The sequence below is a fragment of the Sphingomonas sp. genome (assembly GCF_017304635.1).
Taxonomy (GTDB): Bacteria; Pseudomonadota; Alphaproteobacteria; order Sphingomonadales; family Sphingomonadaceae; genus Sphingomonas.
This window is the reverse complement of sequence record NZ_JAFKMA010000005.1, coordinates 196,109-213,211: the sequence shown is the minus strand read 5'-3', so window position 1 is coordinate 213,211 and position 17,103 is coordinate 196,109. Positions and strand designations below refer to the sequence as shown.

The 17,103-nt window shown below is 68.1% G+C and carries 17 protein-coding genes and 1 tRNA gene; 9 read left to right on the top strand and 9 right to left on the bottom strand.

Annotated features, from left to right (window positions below; translation table 11 throughout):
* Window positions 1-49: 49 nt before the first annotated feature.
* Window positions 50-1,852 carry an AcrB/AcrD/AcrF family protein gene (locus tag J0I47_RS14610; protein ID WP_294047695.1) on the bottom strand — a complete coding sequence of 601 codons (1,803 nt, stop codon included), beginning with the start codon at window positions 1,850-1,852 and terminating at the stop codon, window positions 50-52.
* Between the two features lie 103 nt (window positions 1,853-1,955).
* Here J0I47_RS14610 and J0I47_RS14605 point away from each other — a divergent pair, with 103 nt between their 5' ends.
* On the top strand, window positions 1,956-2,342 hold the full coding sequence (locus J0I47_RS14605; RefSeq protein ID WP_294047763.1) for a GtrA family protein: 387 nt from the start codon (window positions 1,956-1,958) through the stop codon (window positions 2,340-2,342).
* Between the two features lie 12 nt (window positions 2,343-2,354).
* Complete coding sequence (locus tag J0I47_RS14600) at window positions 2,355-3,086, top strand: class I SAM-dependent methyltransferase (RefSeq protein WP_294047694.1); 732 nt, start codon at window positions 2,355-2,357, stop codon at window positions 3,084-3,086.
* A gap of 3 nt (window positions 3,087-3,089) precedes the next feature.
* On the opposite strand, the gene J0I47_RS14595 is transcribed toward J0I47_RS14600, so the two are convergent.
* The gene (locus J0I47_RS14595) at window positions 3,090-4,127 is read right to left on the bottom strand and encodes a glycosyltransferase family 2 protein (RefSeq protein WP_294047693.1); all 1,038 of its coding nucleotides are present in this window, start codon (window positions 4,125-4,127) and stop codon (window positions 3,090-3,092) included.
* A gap of 9 nt (window positions 4,128-4,136) precedes the next feature.
* Complete coding sequence (locus J0I47_RS14590) at window positions 4,137-4,286, bottom strand: hypothetical protein (RefSeq protein ID WP_294047692.1); 150 nt, start codon at window positions 4,284-4,286, stop codon at window positions 4,137-4,139.
* 97 nt (window positions 4,287-4,383) lie between these two features.
* Here J0I47_RS14590 and J0I47_RS14585 point away from each other — a divergent pair.
* Window positions 4,384-4,458, top strand: a tRNA-Thr gene (locus J0I47_RS14585).
* A 254-nt stretch (window positions 4,459-4,712) separates the two neighbouring features.
* On the top strand, window positions 4,713-5,270 hold the full coding sequence (locus J0I47_RS14580; protein ID WP_294047691.1) for an energy transducer TonB: 558 nt from the start codon (window positions 4,713-4,715) through the stop codon (window positions 5,268-5,270).
* An 11-nt stretch (window positions 5,271-5,281) separates the two neighbouring features.
* Here the strand turns inward: J0I47_RS14580 and J0I47_RS14575 are convergent, their stop codons facing one another.
* Together J0I47_RS14575 and J0I47_RS14570 are read right to left on the bottom strand one after the other, a co-directional pair.
* Window positions 5,282-6,565 (bottom strand): glycoside hydrolase family 130 protein, encoded by a 1,284-nt coding sequence (locus J0I47_RS14575; RefSeq protein ID WP_294047690.1) that lies wholly within the window; start codon window positions 6,563-6,565, stop codon window positions 5,282-5,284.
* 54 nt (window positions 6,566-6,619) lie between these two features.
* The gene (locus J0I47_RS14570) at window positions 6,620-7,198 is read right to left on the bottom strand and encodes an NADPH-dependent FMN reductase (protein WP_294047689.1); all 579 of its coding nucleotides are present in this window, start codon (window positions 7,196-7,198) and stop codon (window positions 6,620-6,622) included.
* Window positions 7,199-7,345: 147 nt separating this feature from the next.
* Between J0I47_RS14570 and J0I47_RS14565 the strand changes: the two genes are divergently transcribed.
* The 5 genes from J0I47_RS14565 to J0I47_RS14545 all read left to right on the top strand — a co-directional run bounded on the left by J0I47_RS14565 (window position 7,346) and on the right by J0I47_RS14545 (window position 14,797).
* The gene (locus J0I47_RS14565; RefSeq protein WP_294047688.1) at window positions 7,346-9,439 is read left to right on the top strand and encodes a transglycosylase domain-containing protein; all 2,094 of its coding nucleotides are present in this window, start codon (window positions 7,346-7,348) and stop codon (window positions 9,437-9,439) included.
* Window positions 9,440-9,564: 125 nt separating this feature from the next.
* A complete protein-coding gene (locus J0I47_RS14560) occupies window positions 9,565-10,566 on the top strand; it encodes a beta-eliminating lyase-related protein (protein ID WP_294047687.1) in 1,002 nt (333 codons plus the stop codon).
* 138 nt (window positions 10,567-10,704) lie between these two features.
* Window positions 10,705-11,628, top strand: a complete 924-nt coding sequence (locus tag J0I47_RS14555) for an EamA family transporter (protein WP_294047686.1) — start codon at window positions 10,705-10,707, stop codon at window positions 11,626-11,628.
* Between the two features lie 89 nt (window positions 11,629-11,717).
* Complete coding sequence (pepN, locus tag J0I47_RS14550) at window positions 11,718-14,318, top strand: aminopeptidase N (RefSeq protein ID WP_294047685.1); 2,601 nt, start codon at window positions 11,718-11,720, stop codon at window positions 14,316-14,318.
* A 35-nt stretch (window positions 14,319-14,353) separates the two neighbouring features.
* A complete protein-coding gene (locus J0I47_RS14545) occupies window positions 14,354-14,797 on the top strand; it encodes a DUF202 domain-containing protein (protein ID WP_294047684.1) in 444 nt (147 codons plus the stop codon).
* Here J0I47_RS14545 and J0I47_RS14540 read toward each other — a convergent pair.
* The 4 genes from J0I47_RS14540 to J0I47_RS14525 all read right to left on the bottom strand — a co-directional run bounded on the left by J0I47_RS14540 (window position 14,784) and on the right by J0I47_RS14525 (window position 17,047).
* On the bottom strand, window positions 14,784-15,428 hold the full coding sequence (locus J0I47_RS14540; RefSeq protein ID WP_294047683.1) for a DUF72 domain-containing protein: 645 nt from the start codon (window positions 15,426-15,428) through the stop codon (window positions 14,784-14,786). The two genes, J0I47_RS14545 and J0I47_RS14540, sit on opposite strands and share 14 nt — an antisense overlap.
* A gap of 68 nt (window positions 15,429-15,496) precedes the next feature.
* On the bottom strand, window positions 15,497-15,868 hold the full coding sequence (locus J0I47_RS14535) for a tRNA-binding protein (RefSeq protein ID WP_294047682.1): 372 nt from the start codon (window positions 15,866-15,868) through the stop codon (window positions 15,497-15,499).
* 28 nt (window positions 15,869-15,896) lie between these two features.
* Window positions 15,897-16,568: a glutathione S-transferase family protein gene (locus J0I47_RS14530; protein ID WP_294047681.1), complete on the bottom strand. Its 672-nt coding sequence runs from the start codon at window positions 16,566-16,568 to the stop codon at window positions 15,897-15,899.
* A gap of 62 nt (window positions 16,569-16,630) precedes the next feature.
* Complete coding sequence (locus J0I47_RS14525; protein ID WP_294047680.1) at window positions 16,631-17,047, bottom strand: hypothetical protein; 417 nt, start codon at window positions 17,045-17,047, stop codon at window positions 16,631-16,633.
* Window positions 17,048-17,103: the final 56 nt, after the last annotated feature.

Here is a 17,103-nt window from a genome sequence, read left to right as displayed (position 1 = left end):
CAGGGTCCTCGGGGCGGTGCTACCCCCGTCAAGTTTGTCAAGTTTGACGTCAGGGATTGATCCGGAACAGCCGCAGCGGCGAGTTCCTGGGCAACGGCAGCGGCGTCAGGAACGGGAAGCTCTCGCCCTGCGCCAGCCGGCCGTAGAAGCCGTTGGGATTGCGCGCGCGGTAGATCGTCGACTCGGGCAGGTTCGGGCACACCAGCAGCATCGTCGCGCCGTGCTTCGCCGCGATCTGCCGGAACTGCTCGGGCGATCCGGTGAAGGCGTGCTGGACGTCGAGGATCGCATCGCCGTTGCGATGATACGGCCCCGCGATCGCATCGTGGTGCGTCGTCACGACCAGGCGCGGGCCGAGATCGACGAAGGTGAACGTCGTCGCCGCCGGATAACGATCGAGCGGCGCCATCGCCGCTAAGCGCGGGCAGCGATTGTTGGCGATGTTGATGATCCGCGTACGCCGGTCGGGCTTGTCGCCCTGGTCGAGATAGGGAAGCGCGAGGCCGCTGAACGCGCCGCTCGCGAACAGGACGACCGCGAAGGTGCCGAACACGCGGACCAGCACGTTGCCGCTGCCCAGCATCAGCGGCACCGCGATCCACATCAGCGCGGTGGCGCCCGGCACCGCGAGCAATTGCGCCCCCGGGCCGGCCCGCGTCTGCCACAACAGCATCAGGCAGGCGAACAGCGTGAACAGCGCGACCGCGGCCCAGCCGACGACGTTCGATGCGCGCTCGTCGACCGCGCGCTTGGTCGCGATCGCCGTGCCGAGCAGGCCGATCAGCGGAAAGGTGACGATCGGGAACGCCTGCGCGAACGGATGGGCGTAGATCGGCTTCGCCTCGCGCACGTTGTTGAGCCAGTTGCGCGCCAGCTCGTCCGACACTTGCTCGGGCCGGCCCAGGCATTGCGGGAACAGGTGAACGAAGCCGCCCGCGATCACCGCCCCCGCCGCGACCGCCAGCGCCAGCCGCACCCACCGCGACGCCGGATCGATCCAGGCCAGCGCGAACAGCAGCAACCCCGCCGCCAGCATCACCGTCAGGTAGACGGGCGTCAGCGCATCGCAGCGCATCACCATGTCGGCATACGACCCGAACGCCGCATAGCCGAGCGCGGTGCCCCCACCCAGGCTGGCGGCATAGCCCATCAGCCGCTGGCGATGCCCGCGATCCCAGATCCATTGCAGCGTGATGATCGCGCCCGCCATCGCCGCGAACGGCAGCATTTCGAGCCCGATCGCGATGCTGAACGCGCTCGCCGCGCCGACCAGCGCGCCACCGCGCCCGCCCCTCGGATCGCACAGCCCGGCGACGGTCAGGCTCAGCATCGCGAGCTGCCAGCCGTGATGGTCGATCCGGTCGGGCGCGAACATCAGGATCGTCGCGCCGCACGCGAACACCAGCAGCGCCGCCGCGATCGGCCAGGCGCGCGGATCGACCAGCCGGCGCACCGTCGCCCCCAACCCCAGGAACGCGATCGACAGCGGCAGCAACGGCGCGATCCCGCACGCGATCCGCTCCGCCTCTGGCGTCCCCAGGAACGGGCGCAGCACCAGGATGAGCGCGGCGATCGGCAGGTCGACGATCCGGCTCCAGTGGATGTCGAGGCCGCCCGGCGGATCGATCCGGTAGTTGCGCAGGTCGTACCAGGGTTGGCCGTTGAGCAGCGCACGAACCTGCATCAGCCGCATGTTGTCGTCGGTGTCGCCCAGGCCCAGCGCCTGGACCTGTTCCCAGCGTCCACCGAAATAGAAGATCGCGACAACCAGCCACGCCAACAGGGCATAGCGCACCCAGTGGCGGTCGATTTCCGCACCGAACTCGGCCAGCCGACCTTCGATCGTCGTCAAAACACTTCCCTCACGCCCGACGCCGCATTAGGGCGGCGCACGGTTTCTAGGCAAGTATGTGACGGCGATCCTTCGACGATATGAGAGCCTGCGCGACAGCGGCATGCTCGGTCAGTTGATCCGCTTCGGCATCGCCGGGGTGATTTCGACGCTGATCTATTCCGCCGTCTACCTGCCGCTCGCCTGGTGGGTGTTTCGCGGCAATATGGCGGTGCTGGCGGTGCCGCCTGGCTTCCTGGTCGCCGCCACGGCCGGTTTCTTCATGCACAGCGCGTGGAGCTTCAAGGGGCACGGCCAGCGCGACAATAGCGGGCGTCAGCACGCCAAGTTCCTGCTGGTGCAGGGCGCTGGCCTGGTGCTCAACGCCCTGTTCACCTGGATCATCACCGGGCCGCTGTTCCACGGCCCCGCCTGGGCGCCGCTGCTCCCGATCATGACGCTGACGCCGCTCGCGACCTTCGCGCTCAACCGACAATGGGTGTTCGGCTGATGGACGGCTGTCATGGATAGGATCGTCTACGACCGCATGGCGGAGCACGATTCGACGCACTGGTGGTACACCGCGCGGCGCGACGTCCTGCACGACTACATCGCGCGCGAGGCGGCGTTGCCGAAGGACGCGCGCATCCTCGAGATCGGTTGTGGCACCGGGCACAATCTGCCGATGCTGCAACAATTCGGCGAGGTCGACGCGATCGAGATCGACCCCGCCGCGCGCGCGATCGCCAGCGCGCGGCTCGGCAAGCCGGTCGGCGACGCACCGCTGCCGGCGCTGCCGGGCATCACACGTGGCGCCTACGACATGATCGCGGTGCTCGACGTGGTCGAGCATATCGATGACGATGTCGCCGCTCTTCGCGCGATGAAGGACTGCCTGAAACCCGGCGGCAAGATCCTGATCGCGGTGCCGGCGCATCAGTGGATGTGGTCGGCGCACGACGTCGTCAACCACCACCACCGCCGCTATTCGAAGGCGACCCTGAAGGCGGCGATCGACGCGGCGGGTCTGTCGCCGACCAAGTTCGGTTATTTCAACTCGCTGCTGTTCCCGCTCGCCGCGGCGTCGCGGATTGCGGGGCGGCTGCGTGGCAAGGATGATTCGGACGATTCGCCGCCGCCCGGCCCGGTCAATAAATTGTTCGAGGCGATCTTCCGCGTCGAGCGGCATCTGGTCGGGCGCGTACCGATGCCGATGGGCGTATCGATCCTGACGCTGGCGGTACCGAAGGGCTGACCCTCACTCGGCCGCGTCGCGCTCCGTCGCCAGTTCGGGAACGGCGGGCGCAACCCCGACATGGTGTCCGTCGCCGGCGCGATAGCCGAGGGTCGCGCTGCCCTGCACCGGCCCGGCAATGTCGCTGACCAGATAGAGTGGCCGCCGTTTCGCCTCGACGTACAGCCGCCCGAGATACTCGCCGATCACGCCGAGCACGAACATCTGCACCGATCCCAGCAGCACGACGACGAACATCGTCGATGTCCAGCCCGGCACCGCCCCGCCACGCAGGAAACCGTAGGCGATGTAGATCAGCAGCAGCACCGACGCCCCCGCCAGCGCCACCCCGAAATGGCTCGCCAGCGTCAGCGGCTTGGTCGAGAACCCGGTCATCGCGTCGAACGCCAGCCGCAGCATCTTCGACAGCGGATAATTGGTTTCGCCCGCGAACCGCTCGGCGCGGTCATAGGGAAAGGGCACCTGGCGAAACCCGACCCACGCCACCATGCCGCGAATGAACCGCGCCTGCTCCGGCAGGCTGAGAAACGCGTCCAGCGCGCGGCGCGACATCAGGCGGAAATCGCCGGTATCGAGCGGGATCGGCGTGTCGGTCACGCGGTCGAGCAGGCGGTAGAACGCCGCCGCCGTCGCCTTCTTGAAGAACGTCTCGCCCTCGCGCTTGCGCCGCACCGCATAGACGACGTCGGCACCGTCCGCCGCCATCAGCTTGCGCATGTCGCCCAGCAGTTCGGGCGGGTCCTGCAGGTCGGCGTCGATGATGAGGATCTGTTCGCCCGCGCACAGGTCGAGCCCCGCGGTCAGCGCCAGCTGGTGACCGTGGTTGCGCGACAGGTTGATCGCGACCAGCCGCGGATCGGCCGCCGCCAGCGATCGCATGATCGGCCAGCTGTCGTCCTTCGACCCGTCGTTGATGAGGACGAGTTCGTAATCCTCGCCGACCTCGGCCTTGGCGGCAGCACTCACGCGCGCATGCAACTGGGGCAGCGTCAGCGCCTCGTTGTAGCAGGGAACGACGATCGACAGTTGCGGACGGTGCATCGCGCTCCCTTACGCCTCCCGCTCGCTCGCGTCATCCCTGGCCGAATCGCCGGCGTCGCGCGGCGTATCCCCCAGCCCGCGCGCCTGTTCCTTGCGCCGGCGCAGGTTGGCGCGCAGTTGCGCGGCGAGCCGTGCGGCCCTCTCGTCGTTCGTCGGCATCGCCGCTGCCTAGCCCCGCCGTCCGCGCCTTGACAATATCCGGAGCGCCGGACATAGGCGCGCCTCCCGTCCGCTAGCCGTCAGGCCCGACGTGAGTGCTGCCGTAGCTCAGTGGTAGAGCGCATCCTTGGTAAGGCTGAGGTCGTGAGTTCAATCCTCACCGGCAGCACCATTTTTCAGCTGATGATTTGGTCGAGGCTGGCTCGCCTGCGATTTGCCGTGGATCGGCGCGGCCATCTTCCATCGTACCGCGCCGGTAACGGCCCAGCGGCAGGTTTTGTCCCTGGCTATTGGCGCCGATGTGCGACAGGATCGATCTTCGAACCATTACCAGTCGGGAAGACGATGCGGACAGCGTGGCTGCGTGCTTTGGGAATGTGCCTTTTGGTTTCGGCGCCCGCCGCGGCTCAACGAGCGAAGACGGCGATGAGCCCGTCCCCGATCGGTGATGTCACGAGTTGGATCCAGCCGGACGACTATCCGCCCGAGGCCATTCGAGCCAATCGCCAGGGCAGGGTCGTGGCCGCGCTCCAGATCGATGCGACGGGCCAGATAACCAGTTGCAAGATTCAGACGTCCAGCGGGACGGAGAGTCTGGACGCCAAAGCCTGCGCGATATTGATGGAACGCGGGCGGTTCAACCCGGCGACCGACAAGCGTGGTCGCGCGATCGCGAGCGTCTATTATTTTCCCGTCCGGTGGGCCATGCCGGACGATGCCGGCAATGCAGCCCCGCTTCCGGTCGATATCGCGCAAGCGAATTTCAGCCTGGACTACGAGCTTACGGTCGGTGCCAACGGAAACGTCATGGCGTGCAAGGTCATTACGAGGACCGATACACCCGCCGAAAGCATGCCCGACCCTTGCGTGTACTGGACACCGGGCAAACCGACCGGGCGTACCTACCTCTCGGCGGGTCGTCCCATCGCGGTCGTCTTGCGCGTGTCGTCGGCCAGCAAAGCGACGCCGGTCGGCCCGCAATAGACCGATCCCCGCTACCGTAGCACCGCGAGTATGTCGTCCACCTCGCAACTCGCGAAGGCGGCGAAGTTGTCGGCGATGCCGTAGGGGAGCAGCAGCGTGCGGTCGTGAACCATCGCGCCGCAGCTATAGACGACGTTGGGGACGTAGCCGTCGCGTTCCTTGGCGCTCGGGCGCAGGATCGGTTCGGCCGTGCGCGCGAGAACTTTCGACGGGTCCTGTTTGTCGAGCAAGGCCGCGCCCATCGAATAATTGCGCATCAGCCCGACGCCATGGGTGATGACGAGCCATCCCTCGTCGATCTCGATCGGCGAGCCGCAATTGCCCATCTGGCACAGGTCCCAGCCGAATTTCGGACTGATGAGCTTCTCGCCACCGTCCCAGGTGTAGAGGTCGTCGGAGAGGATCAGCCAGATGCTCTCATTGTCCTGTCGCCCCAACATGGCGTAGCGGCCGTCGATCCGGCGCGGGAACAGCGCCATGCCCTTGGCCGCGGCGACCGAGCCGTTCAGCGGGCGCATCTCGAACTCGTCGTAATTGAACCCGCGAAGCAGTTCGGAGCGCGTCGCGCGGCCGTCGAACGCGGTATAGGTGCCGACATGATCGACGGTGCCGTCGTCGTCGACGAACTGGCATAGCCGCAGGTCCTCTATGCCCTGGCGCTGGCTGTCGGTGACGGGAAACAGCACGCTTTCCGACGGATCGCGGCTGCCGACGCACTGGATCCGGGTGACGTCGTCGCCGGGCACGGCGGCCGCGCTGATGACCGGCGAGACGGCCTGGTGGCTCGGTCGATCGATCGTGAAACCGTCGCGCTTGCTCCACCGCCCGGTGCGGAAGGTGACCGAGGAGATGTGCCCCTCCCCGATGCCGCGCAGCGACAGCAGGATGCGGACGGTCCCCTCCGGCATGCCGTCCTGGCGCGGGTGCGGCACCATGCTGGGGTTGAACAGCGCGGCCGCCTCGAACGAATATTCCTCGCTGAAATAGGCGCCGATCACGAGTTTGGCCTGGTCGCTCGCTCCGTCCGCCGCGGGCACGACGCGCGCGACGTCGCAATAGCGGGCGAGCAGGCGGTCATCGAGGTTGCGGTGCCGCGCATGGAGCGGTGCGATCATCCGTTTCTCGTCGGCGGCGAGTTCCTCGGCGTTCTTCGCCAGCACCGCCGCGACGATGCGTTCGGTCCGCGACTGTCCGTCATGCGCGAAGGCGTCGGGATATTGCGGGTCGAACGGGCGGATGACGGTGCGGCTGGCGTCGGGGGAAAGGTGCAGCGTCGAATGCTTCAACAGGGCCATCGCGATCCTCGTCGTCGGTGGGAAACCGCTAGTACGCGCGAGACCTAATTTGGATCAGTCGCCCTTGCCGTCGACCAGCGGCGCGAAGCGCGCGACCTGGCGCCCGATCAGGCACAGTTGGTCGACCACGGCCTGATCGGTTGTGGCACCCGATTCGTCGAACTTGGTGAGTTGGGTGTTGATCGCGGCCGCGAACGGCGTCGGCCAGCCGCGCAATGCGTGGACGATCGAGCGCAGCGCCGCGATCGTGCTCCCGGTCGCCTGCCAGCCGTAGGCGGTCGCAATCAGTCCGACCGGCATGTCGGCAAGGTAGGGCCGGGCATCGCGCGCCGTTTCCTCCAGCAGGTCGAGCGCGTTCTTGACCACGCCGGAGATGCTGCCGTGATAGCCGGGCGACGCGATGATGAGCCCCGACGCCTGGCGCACCGCCGCGACGAAATCCTGCTCGTGATGCGTCCGGCTCGGCGAGCGGGGGTCGTAGAGCGGCAACCGCGCCATGTCGGCGCCGCCGAACAGCCGCGTCGCATAGCCTTCCCGCTCCACCGCATCGAGCGCGATTCGCAACGCGCGTTCGGTCGACGACACCGCGCCGATCGTTCCGCCGATTCCCACGATCAAGGGCGCGCCGGCCATCTTCCATCCTTTTCGCTGGAGCGAGAACGGCAGCGATAGCGCGAGCGCCCGGCACCTGCTACTCCCGTGATTGCAGTAGGCGTTCTATTCGAGTAATACGCTCGCCGCCCCGGCCAGTCCGGTGCCAGTGCCGGAATTGAACGAAGCATGCGTGACGACCCCGTAGACCCCGGCCGCAGCCCCGATCCGCGATGGGGGGCACATTCGGTCTATCCGGTCGATCCCGAACCGTATCTTCAGGCCTATCCGGCCGGCGCGATGCCGATCCCCGAGAGGCCGGTGCCGCCGACCGAGCCGCCGGCCAGGCCCAGGCGCCGCTGGGGCCGGATCGTCGTCCGCTTTCTGGCGGTGTTCATCGTGCTGTTCGTGGTACTGGTCGGCTGGCTGGCGGTCACAGCGCCGCTGTCCAAGTCGTTGCAACCGCCGACGCCGCCGTCGATCACCCTGCTCGCCAGCGACGGCGTGACGCCGATCGCCAAGCGCGGCGCGATCGTCGACAAGGCGGTCGACGCGTCGAAGCTGCCGAAATACGTGACCAACGCCTTCGTCGCGATCGAGGACCGGCGCTTCTATACGCATTGGGGCGTCGATCCGTGGGGCGTCGGCCGCGCGATGTGGCACAATGTCGGCGCGGGCGGCGTGCGCGAAGGCGGCAGCACGATCACGCAGCAGCTGGCGAAGAACGCCTTCCTCAATTCGGACCGCACCGCCGGGCGCAAGCTGCGCGAGGTGTTTATCGCGTTCTGGCTGGAGACGTGGCTGTCGAAGAACGAGATCCTGTCGCGCTACCTCTCGACCGTCTATTTCGGCGACAACGTCTATGGCTTGCGCGCCGCCGCGCGGCATTATTTCGATTGCGCGCCGGAGGATCTGACGGTCAGCCAGGCGGCGATGCTGGCCGGGCTGGTCAAGGCGCCGTCGAAGCTGGCACCGACTGGCAACCTGTCGGGTGCGCGCGAGCGCGAGAAGGTCGTGCTCGGCGCGATGGTCGCCGCCGGCTTCCTGACACAGGATCAGGCCGCCGCCACCCGGCTCGCGACGCCGCATCCCAATGCCGGTGAGAAGCAACTGCCCGACGGCACCTATTTCGCCGACTGGGTGTTGCCGCAGGCGCGCGACACGCAGGAGGATCTGAGCCAGGAAGCGACCGTCACCACGACGCTCGATACGCGGTTGCAAAAGGCGGCGGAGCGCGCGGTCAAGCGCGCCGGTCTGCGTCAGGCGCAGGTCGCGCTGGTCGCGATGCGTCCGGACGGCCGCGTCGTCGCGATGATCGGCGGCAAGGACTACGCCGCCAGTCCGTTCAACCGCGCGACCCAGGCGCGGCGTCAGCCGGGATCGACCTTCAAGCTGTTCGTCTACCTGGCGGCGATGCGCGCCGGCCTGACCCCCGACGACACGATCGAGGACGAGCCGGTCACGATCGGCAACTGGAGTCCCAAGAACAGCGACGGCCGCTACGAGGGCAAGATCACATTGCGCCGCGCCTTCCAGAAATCGTCCAACGTCGCTGCCGCGCGACTGATCCAGAAGGTCGGGGTGGATGCGGTCATCAAGGCGGCGCGCGACCTCGGCATTTCCACCCCGCTGCCGCACGAGGCGACCATCGCGCTGGGCACCGCGACCGGCTCGCTGCTCGAACTGACCAGCGCCTTCGCCGCGATCGACCAGGGCAAGTATCCGGTCGGCGCGCACGGCATCGATGCCGCGGAAAATCCCGGCTGGTACGAACGCATCGTCGGCAGCAAGAGCACCATAGATGACAAGGTGCGCGACGAGATGCTCGACCTGTTGTCGCTGTCGGCGACCAGCGGGACGGGGCGCGAGGCGTGGCTGTCGATCCCGGCCTACGGCAAGACCGGCACGACGCAGGACAGCCGCGACGCGCTGTTCGTCGGCTTCGCCAAGGATCTGGTGGTCGGCGTGTGGGTCGGCAACGACGACAACACCTCCAACCCCGGCCTGTCGGGGGGCGGCGTGCCGGCGCGGCTGTGGAAGGACTTCATGCAGCAAGCGCTCGGCGTCAGCCCGCCGCCACCGCCGCCGACCGTCGACGCCACCGATGACGACAACGCGATGGACGGCGACATGACGATCGATCCCGGCGTCGGCCCGATTCCGGTCGAGGGCAGCATCGAGGGGCTGGGCATGAACCTGCAGGTCAAGAAGGACGGCACGCTGAAGATCGGCCCCGCCCCCGACCAGGGCGATCGCCCGCCGAAGCCGCCGGAGGAGCAATAGATTTTCCGTCATGCTGAACGCGGATCAGCATCCATCGTGCCCAACCACTATCACCGCGGGTTGCACGATGGCCCCTAAGACAAGTTCAGGGTGACGGAAGCAGGCGGACGCGGCAAAGAACCGTCATGCGCTTCTTCTCCGACAATGCCGCCCCCGCCTGCCCCGCCGTCATCGACGCGATCGCCACCGCCAACACGCTCGACACCGCCTATGACGGCGATCGCTGGAGCCGCGAACTCGACGGGCGCTTCTCCGACCTGTTCAGCACCGCAGTGCGCGTGCTATGGACGCCGAGCGGGACGTCGGCCAATTGCCTCGCGCTCGCCGCGCTCTGCCAGCCGCACGGCGCGGTCGTGTGCCACCGCGACGCGCACATCAACACCGACGAGGCCGGTGCACCCGGCTTCTTCCTGCTCGGCGCCAAGCTGTTGCTGGCCGAGGGCGCAGGCGCGAAGCTGACGCCGGAGGCGGTCGCGGCGGTGCTCGACGCGATCCGGCCCGACGTCCACCAGGTCCAGGCGCATGCGTTGTCGATCACCAATGCGACCGAATACGGCCTGACCTACACGCCCGACGAGGTCGCCGCGCTCGGCGATCTCGCCAAGGCGAACGGGCTCGGCTTTCACATGGACGGCGCGCGGTTCGCCAATGCGGTCGCGCATGGCGGCGCCGACCTCGCCGACCTGACGTGGCGCGCCGGCGTCGACGCGCTGAGCTTCGGCTTCGTCAAGAATGGCGGGATGAACGCCGAGGCGCTGGTGTTCTTCAAGCCCGAATTGGCCGATGCGACGCTCTATCGCCGCAAGCGCGCCGGGCTGTTGCTGTCGAAGGGCCGCTTCCTCGCCGCGCAGATCCTGGCGATGCTCGACGGCGACGTGTGGCGCGCCAATGCCCGCGCCGCGAATGCCGGCGCGGCGCTGCTGGCGCAGGCGGCCCCCGCCCGACTGGTCTATCCGGTCGAGGCCAACGAAGTGTTCCTGCGCGCGAGCGCAGCGGAAGCGGCATCGCTCCGCGCGCTGGGTTTCGACTTCTACGACTGGGCGCCGGGCGAAATCCGGCTGGTGACGTCATGGGACCAGAGCGAGGCGGCGATCCGCCCACTGGCGGCGGCGATCGCGGCGCTGTAACCGTCGCCCCGGCGCGGGCCGGGGCCGCTACGTTGTCCGAGCAATCACGGCATCCGTCAATCGATCGATCAACCAGCCTTATCGATCGCGCACCACAATCGGGGTTGCCGCACGCCACCGGGAGCGTAGACCGGCGCCATGCTCGAACCACCGTCCGCCAAGCCGCAATCGACGCGCCTCGCGGTCCTGATCCCGTTCGGCATCGTCACCTTGATCTGGGGATCGACCTGGCTGGTGATCCGCGACCAGTTGGGCGTGGTGCCGCCGAGCTGGTCGGTCACCTATCGCTTCATCGTCGCCGGCGTCGCGATGGCGATCTATGCCGGGGTGCGCCGCGACAGTTGGCGTTTCGATGCGCGCGGGCTGGGGTTCGCGGCGGCGATCGGGGTCGCGCAATTCTGCCTCAACTTCAACCTGGTTTATCGCGCCGAGCAGCATATCACTTCCGGGCTCGTCGCCGTGGTGTTCGCGCTGCTGCTGGTGCCCAACGCGCTGCTCGCGCGAATCTTCCTCGGCCAGCGGATGGGGCAACAACTGGTGGTCGGGTCGGCGGTCGCGATGGCCGGCATCGTCCTGCTGTTCGTGCACGAGGCGCGCGTCGATCCCAACGGGCCGGGCCAGGCGATCGTCGGGGTCGCGTTCACCCTCGCCGCGATCCTGTCCGCCTCGACCGCGAACGTGCTGCAGGCGACGCCGACCGCGGCGCGCTATCCGATGGCATCGACGCTCGCGCTGGCGATGCTGATCGGTGCGGCGCTCGACGCGGCGTTCGCTTTCGCCACGGTCGGCCCGCCGACGATCGAGCTGCGCCCGGTCTATCTCGCCGGCATCCTCTATCTCGGGCTCGCCGCCTCGGCGCTCGCCTTTCCGCTCTATTACAACGTCCTGCGCACGATCGGACCAGCCAAGGCGGCCTATTCGAGCGTGATCGTGCCGGTTATCGCGATGCTGCTGTCGACCGGGTTCGAGGGGTATCGCTGGTCGGGCCTGGCGATCGCCGGCGCCGCGCTGGCCGCCGCCGGCCTCGTCATCGCGCTGCGTGCGCGGCGGCCCGACCGCTGAGCTTTACGCTTGGCGCGCCCGGTGCGGGGGCGTAGCACCGGAACGTCTCGCCGCGCCGCGCGGTTGAACGACGAAAGCCGGGAACCAGCATGATCGACGCCCAGTCCGCCCTCGCCGCCCCGCCGGTCACGCGCCGCGAGGACTATCGAGCGCCCGACTGGCTGGTCCCGACGATCGACCTGGATTTCGATCTCGACCCCGCCACTACCCGGGTCGTCGCCAAGCTCATCGTCACGCGCGGCGACGCGCACGATCGGCCGCTACGGCTCGACGGCGACGGGATCGTCCCCACGCGCGTGCTGGTCGACGGCGTCGCGCACAACGACTGGCGGATGGACGGCGACACGCTCGAGATCGACCTGTCCGGCGCCGAACATGTGATCGAGACCGAGGTCACGCTGCACCCCGACCGCAACACGCAACTGATGGGGCTGTACGCCTCGGGCGGCAATCTGTGCACGCAATGCGAGGCGGAGGGGTTCCGCCGCATCACCTTCTTCCCCGACAGGCCCGACGTGCTGGCGCGCTACACGGTGCGGATGACCGCCGACACGGCGCGCTTCCCCGTCCTGCTGGCGAACGGCGATCCGATGGCGAGCGGCGACCTCGGCGACGGACGCCACTGGGCCGAGTGGCGCGATCCGTTCCCCAAGCCCTGCTACCTGTTCGCACTGGTGGCGGGCGACCTCGCCGCCAACCGCGCGACCTTCACGACGATGTCCGGGCGCGACGTCGAGCTTGCCATCTGGGTCCGCGCCGCCGACCTGCCGCGCACCGCGCACGCGCTCCATGCGCTCGAACTGGCGATGGCGTGGGACGAGAAGGTGTACGGGCGCGAGTACGACCTCGACGTGTTCAACATCGTCGCGGTGGACGATTTCAACTTCGGCGCGATGGAGAACAAGGGGCTGAACATCTTCAACAGCCGCTACATCCTCGCCGACCCCGACACCGCGACCGATTACGATTACGACGCGATCGCCGCGGTCGTCGCACACGAATATTTCCACAACTGGTCGGGCAATCGCGTGACCTGCCGCGACTGGTTCCAGCTGTCGCTGAAGGAAGGCTTCACCGTCTTTCGCGACCAGAGCTTCTCCGCCGACCAGGGCTCGGCCGCGGTCAAGCGGATCGAGGACGTGCGCTCCCTGCGCGCGAGCCAGTTCCCGGAGGATGCCGGCCCCCTCGCCCATCCGATCCGCCCCGACGACTATATCGAGATCAGCAACTTTTACACCGCGACGATCTACAACAAGGGTGCCGAAGTCATCCGCATGATGGCGACGATCCTGGGGCCGGAACGCTTCCGCCTTGCTACCGACCTCTATTTCGACCGCTACGACGGGACGGCGGCGACATGCGAGGATTTCGTGCGCTGCATGGAGTTCGGCGGCGGGGTCGACCTGACGCAGTTCCGCCGCTGGTACAGCCAGGCCGGCACGCCACGCGTCGCCGCGGCGATCGACCACGATGCCGGTTCGGGCCGCGCGACGCTCCGCCTTGCGCAACATACCCCGCCGACGCCGGGCCAGCCGGTCAAGGAACCGTTCGTCCTGCCGCTCAAGCTGCGGCTGTTCGGCGGGCGGACCGGTGCGCCGCTCGGCAACGAACAGCTCTACATGCTCGACCAGCCGAGCGCCGAGATCATGTTCGAAGGCGTGACCGAGACGCCCATCCTGTCGATCAACCGCGGCTTTTCCGCCCCCGTCATCGTCGAGAGCGACCGCGCCGCGAGCGACCTTGCCTTCCTGAGCGCCAACGACGACGATCCGTTCGCCCGTTACGAAGCGATGCAGCAGTTGATGCTCGACACGCTGGTCGCGACGATCCGGCTCGGCCGCGCCGATCATCAGGCGGTGATCGAGGCGGTGCGCCGCACGCTGGAGGACCCCGCGCTCGACCGCGCGTTCGTGGCGGAGGCCGTGGTGCTGCCGTCCGACGCGTTCATCGGCGACCAACTCGAAATCGTCGATCCCGACGCCGTGTTCCGCGCGCGCGAGGCGTTGCGCCGCGACATCGGGCGCACGCTCGATCCGCTGTGGCGCGCGATCTACGCCGATGCGAGCAGCGCCGGCGCCTTCGTCTATTCGCCCGCGGCGAAGGCGGGACGGCGGATGCGCAGCGTCGCGCTCGGCTACATCGCGGCGAGCGGCGCGGCCGATGCGCCGGCCCTCGCCTTCCGCCAGTTCGAGGCGGCGGACAACATGACCGACCGCCAGGGTGCGCTCGGCACGCTCGCCAACGGCAATTCGGACGAGCGGGTCGCCGCGCTCGACATCTTCTACAACCGCTATTCGACCGACGCGCTGGTGCTCGATAAATGGTTCCAGACGCAGGCGCTGTCGGCGCGCGACGACACACCGGGGGTGGTCGCCGAGCTCGCGCGACATCCCGATTTCAGCCTCGCCAATCCCAACCGCGCGCGGTCGCTGATCGGCGCGTTCGGGGTCAACCAGCGCGCGTTCCACGAGCCCGGCGGCGCCGGCTATCGCTTCCTGGCCGATCACCTGATCGCGCTCGACCGGCTCAATCCGCAGACCGCCGCCAAGCTGCTGCCGCCGCTCGGTCGCTGGCGCCGGTTCGATCCGCATCGCGCCGCGTTGATGAAGGCCGAGTTGCAGCGCATCCTGGCGACGCCCGGCCTGTCCAAGGACTTGTTCGAGCAAGCGTCGAAGAGCCTGGACAGCTAACGGCACCGGATCGGCCGCCCGGCGTTTGACCCTGCATGGCGGACCCCCAGACCAAAGCCGCGGCGGCGACGCACGAAAAGCTGCAACAGTCCGCCGCGGTGATGAAGGAAAGCGCGGTCGAACAGGTCGACAGCGCCGACCGCCGTACCGAACTCGCCGCCGACCGCACGATCCTGGCCGCCGAGCGGACCTATGCCGCGTGGGTGCGCACCGGGCTCGCCGCGCTGGCGTCGGGGATCGGCGCGCGGGCGTTGCTCGACAAACTGGTCGCGGACTGGCTGTCGAAGACGGCCGGCGCGGCGCTGGTGCTGTTCGCCGGCTTCTGTTTCGTCGCCGCGGTGTGGCGTGAAATGGCGCCGAGCGTGCGGCCGCCCAAACCGCGCGCGCAACGCCTGCCCGCGGCATTGCTGATCGTCATCAACGGCTTCCTCGTGCTCGTCACGCTCGCCGCGTTCATCGGAGTCGTCACGACGCCGTGACGCGCGCCAGCATGGTCAGGGCATTGGCCGTCGCGGCGCCCGAGGCGGTATTGTCGAAGATCGTCCAACTGTCGCTGGCGGCTCGCGCGGCCATCACCTCGCGGTCGATCGCCGCGTCGTCATAGCTGGAGCGATAGATATGCGGCGATCCGTGCAGTCGAACGTACCGCAAACCGCGCCAGCCGCCCGCCGTCGCCGCAGCCGGGACCGGCGCCGGATCGGCGGCGACGCGGGCAACGCGATGGGCCACCAAAAGAGCGTCGGCGGCGTCCGCGAACCAACCGGCATGGCGCGGCTCGCAAGCGATCGGCGCCTCGCCGAGATGACGGCGGCAGGTATCGAAAAACGTGGCCGCCACGCTCGCGTCGAAGGCGAGACTCGGCGGCAGTTGCACCAGGATCGGCCCGCGTTTCTCGCCCAGCCAGCCGGTCTGCGCCGCAAACGCCGCCAGCAGCGCATCGCCGCCGACCAGCCGCGCCTCATGGGTGATCGCCTTGGGCAGCTTCACCGCGAACCGGAAATCATCGGGAACGCTCGCCGCCCAGCGAGCATAGGTCTTGGACAAATGCGGGCGATAGAAGCTCGAATTGACCTCGACCGCATCGAACCGCGTCGCATACCGCGCCAGCACGCTGTCGCCGTCCCCGAACCGGTCCGCGACGGCGCGCGGGATCGACCAGCCCGCGGTGCCGATGCGGATCAGAACAACCGCCCGCCGTTCGGCACCGGTTCGCTCGGCCCGATCAGCACGACCTTGCCCGCAGCATCGGGGAAGCCGAGCGTCAGCACCTCCGAGATGAAAGGGCCGATCTGGCGCGGCGGAAAGTTGACCACGGCAGCGACCTGACGGCCGATCAGATCGCCCGGTGTGTAATGCTCGGTGATCTGGACCGACGAGCGTTTGGTGCCGATCGCCGGGCCGAAATCGATCGTCAGCTTGTACGCGGGCTTGCGCGCCTCCGGGAACGGATCGGCGGCGGTCACCGTGCCGATGCGGACATCGACCTTCAGCCAATCGTCGAAGGCGATCGTCTCGGCCGCTGGCGCGCCGACATCGTGCATCACGTGCATGGCGATCTCGTCGCGATATCGGCCCGCATCAGAAATTCACGTCATCATAATGCGGCGCTGCGGGGATGCCCTCCATCCGCTCGCTCAGCAGCGGGCGGAAGCTCGGGCGGCTCTTCATCCCCGAATACCAGCGCGCGGTTTCCTCGTGGCTCTTCCAGTCGATCCCGCCAAGATAGTCGGCCACCGAAATCTGCGCCGCCGCCGCCAGATCGGCAAGGCTGAGCGTCGACCCCGCCATCCAATTGTGCCGGCCGAGCAGGTAATCGGTGTAATCGAGATACTCGACCGCCGACTTCATCGCCTCGCGCAGCACGCGGGCATCGGGCCCCTGCTTGGTCACGACGCGCTTTATCATCCGCTCGCCGAGCAGTTTTTCGGTCACGTCGTGGAAGAAGAACGCGTCGAACCACGTCGCCAGCCGGCGGATCTCGGCACGCTGGACGGCGGTGCCGTTAATCATCTGCGCCTTGTCGATCGTCTCGTCGAAATATTCGCAGATGACGAGCGAATCGATCAGCCGGATGTCGCGCTCGGCATCGGCGATCACCGGAGTCTGCCCGGCCGGATTCATATCGATGAATTCGTCGCGCCGTTCCCACGGATTCTCGCGCACCAGCGTATAGCCGACACCCTTCTCCCCCAGCAGCAATCGTACCTTGCGCGAAAACGGACAGAGCGGGAATTGATAGAGCTGCCACATGAGGCCGCTTCTAGCGACCGCGCCGGGGGGGCGGCAAGCGACAGCTTACCGCCGGTGACGGATCAGCGCTGGTAAGGCTCGATCACCCGCTGGACGCGGGCGACGGTGGCGCGGAGTTCGTCGGACATGGCGGCGGCATCGCCGGTAGCGCGGCCGAGCACGGCCATCGCCCCTGCCGTCTCGGCGCGGAGGCGCTGGCGGTAGGCGGGGTCGCGGCGGCGCTGGACGTCGCCGAGCGTGTCGCCCGGGCGGAGGTCCGAATCGGGCGCGAGGTCGGCGAGCGGGCCGACGCGAGTCTGCATCACCGCATCGGTCAGGGCATCGACAAGTCCGGCGATGCCGGCCTGCGCGCGCGGGTCCGACAACAGGTGCGACACCGCGCGCAGATCGTCGCGCGGCGGCGGCGGCGCGTCGTGGTCGCGCGCGAACGCGGGTGCCGCGACCGTCGCGGCGGCGAGGAACAGGGCAAGTTTACGCATGGCACATGTCCGATCAGTCTATCGGGAAGCGCTCCCTATAACCGATTTTGCGTCCG

What these genes read in the sequence shown, in the direction of transcription:
- J0I47_RS14605 (WP_294047763.1), top strand. Translation starts at nt 1,956, where the DNA reads ATGCTCGGTCAGTTGATCCGCTTCGGCATCGCCGGGGTGATTTCGACG.
- J0I47_RS14600 (WP_294047694.1), top strand. Translation starts at nt 2,355, where the DNA reads ATGGATAGGATCGTCTACGACCGCATGGCGGAGCACGATTCGACGCAC.
- J0I47_RS14595 (WP_294047693.1), bottom strand. Translation starts at nt 4,127, where the DNA reads ATGCACCGTCCGCAACTGTCGATCGTCGTTCCCTGCTACAACGAGGCG.
- J0I47_RS14590 (WP_294047692.1), bottom strand. Translation starts at nt 4,286, where the DNA reads ATGCCGACGAACGACGAGAGGGCCGCACGGCTCGCCGCGCAACTGCGC.
- J0I47_RS14580 (WP_294047691.1), top strand. Translation starts at nt 4,713, where the DNA reads ATGAGCCCGTCCCCGATCGGTGATGTCACGAGTTGGATCCAGCCGGAC.
- J0I47_RS14575 (WP_294047690.1), bottom strand. Translation starts at nt 6,565, where the DNA reads ATGGCCCTGTTGAAGCATTCGACGCTGCACCTTTCCCCCGACGCCAGC.
- J0I47_RS14570 (WP_294047689.1), bottom strand. Translation starts at nt 7,198, where the DNA reads ATGGCCGGCGCGCCCTTGATCGTGGGAATCGGCGGAACGATCGGCGCG.
- J0I47_RS14565 (WP_294047688.1), top strand. Translation starts at nt 7,346, where the DNA reads ATGCGTGACGACCCCGTAGACCCCGGCCGCAGCCCCGATCCGCGATGG.
- J0I47_RS14560 (WP_294047687.1), top strand. Translation starts at nt 9,565, where the DNA reads ATGCGCTTCTTCTCCGACAATGCCGCCCCCGCCTGCCCCGCCGTCATC.
- J0I47_RS14555 (WP_294047686.1), top strand. Translation starts at nt 10,705, where the DNA reads ATGCTCGAACCACCGTCCGCCAAGCCGCAATCGACGCGCCTCGCGGTC.
- pepN (WP_294047685.1), top strand. Translation starts at nt 11,718, where the DNA reads ATGATCGACGCCCAGTCCGCCCTCGCCGCCCCGCCGGTCACGCGCCGC.
- J0I47_RS14545 (WP_294047684.1), top strand. Translation starts at nt 14,354, where the DNA reads ATGGCGGACCCCCAGACCAAAGCCGCGGCGGCGACGCACGAAAAGCTG.
- J0I47_RS14535 (WP_294047682.1), bottom strand. Translation starts at nt 15,868, where the DNA reads ATGCACGTGATGCACGATGTCGGCGCGCCAGCGGCCGAGACGATCGCC.
- J0I47_RS14530 (WP_294047681.1), bottom strand. Translation starts at nt 16,568, where the DNA reads ATGTGGCAGCTCTATCAATTCCCGCTCTGTCCGTTTTCGCGCAAGGTA.
- J0I47_RS14525 (WP_294047680.1), bottom strand. Translation starts at nt 17,047, where the DNA reads ATGCGTAAACTTGCCCTGTTCCTCGCCGCCGCGACGGTCGCGGCACCC.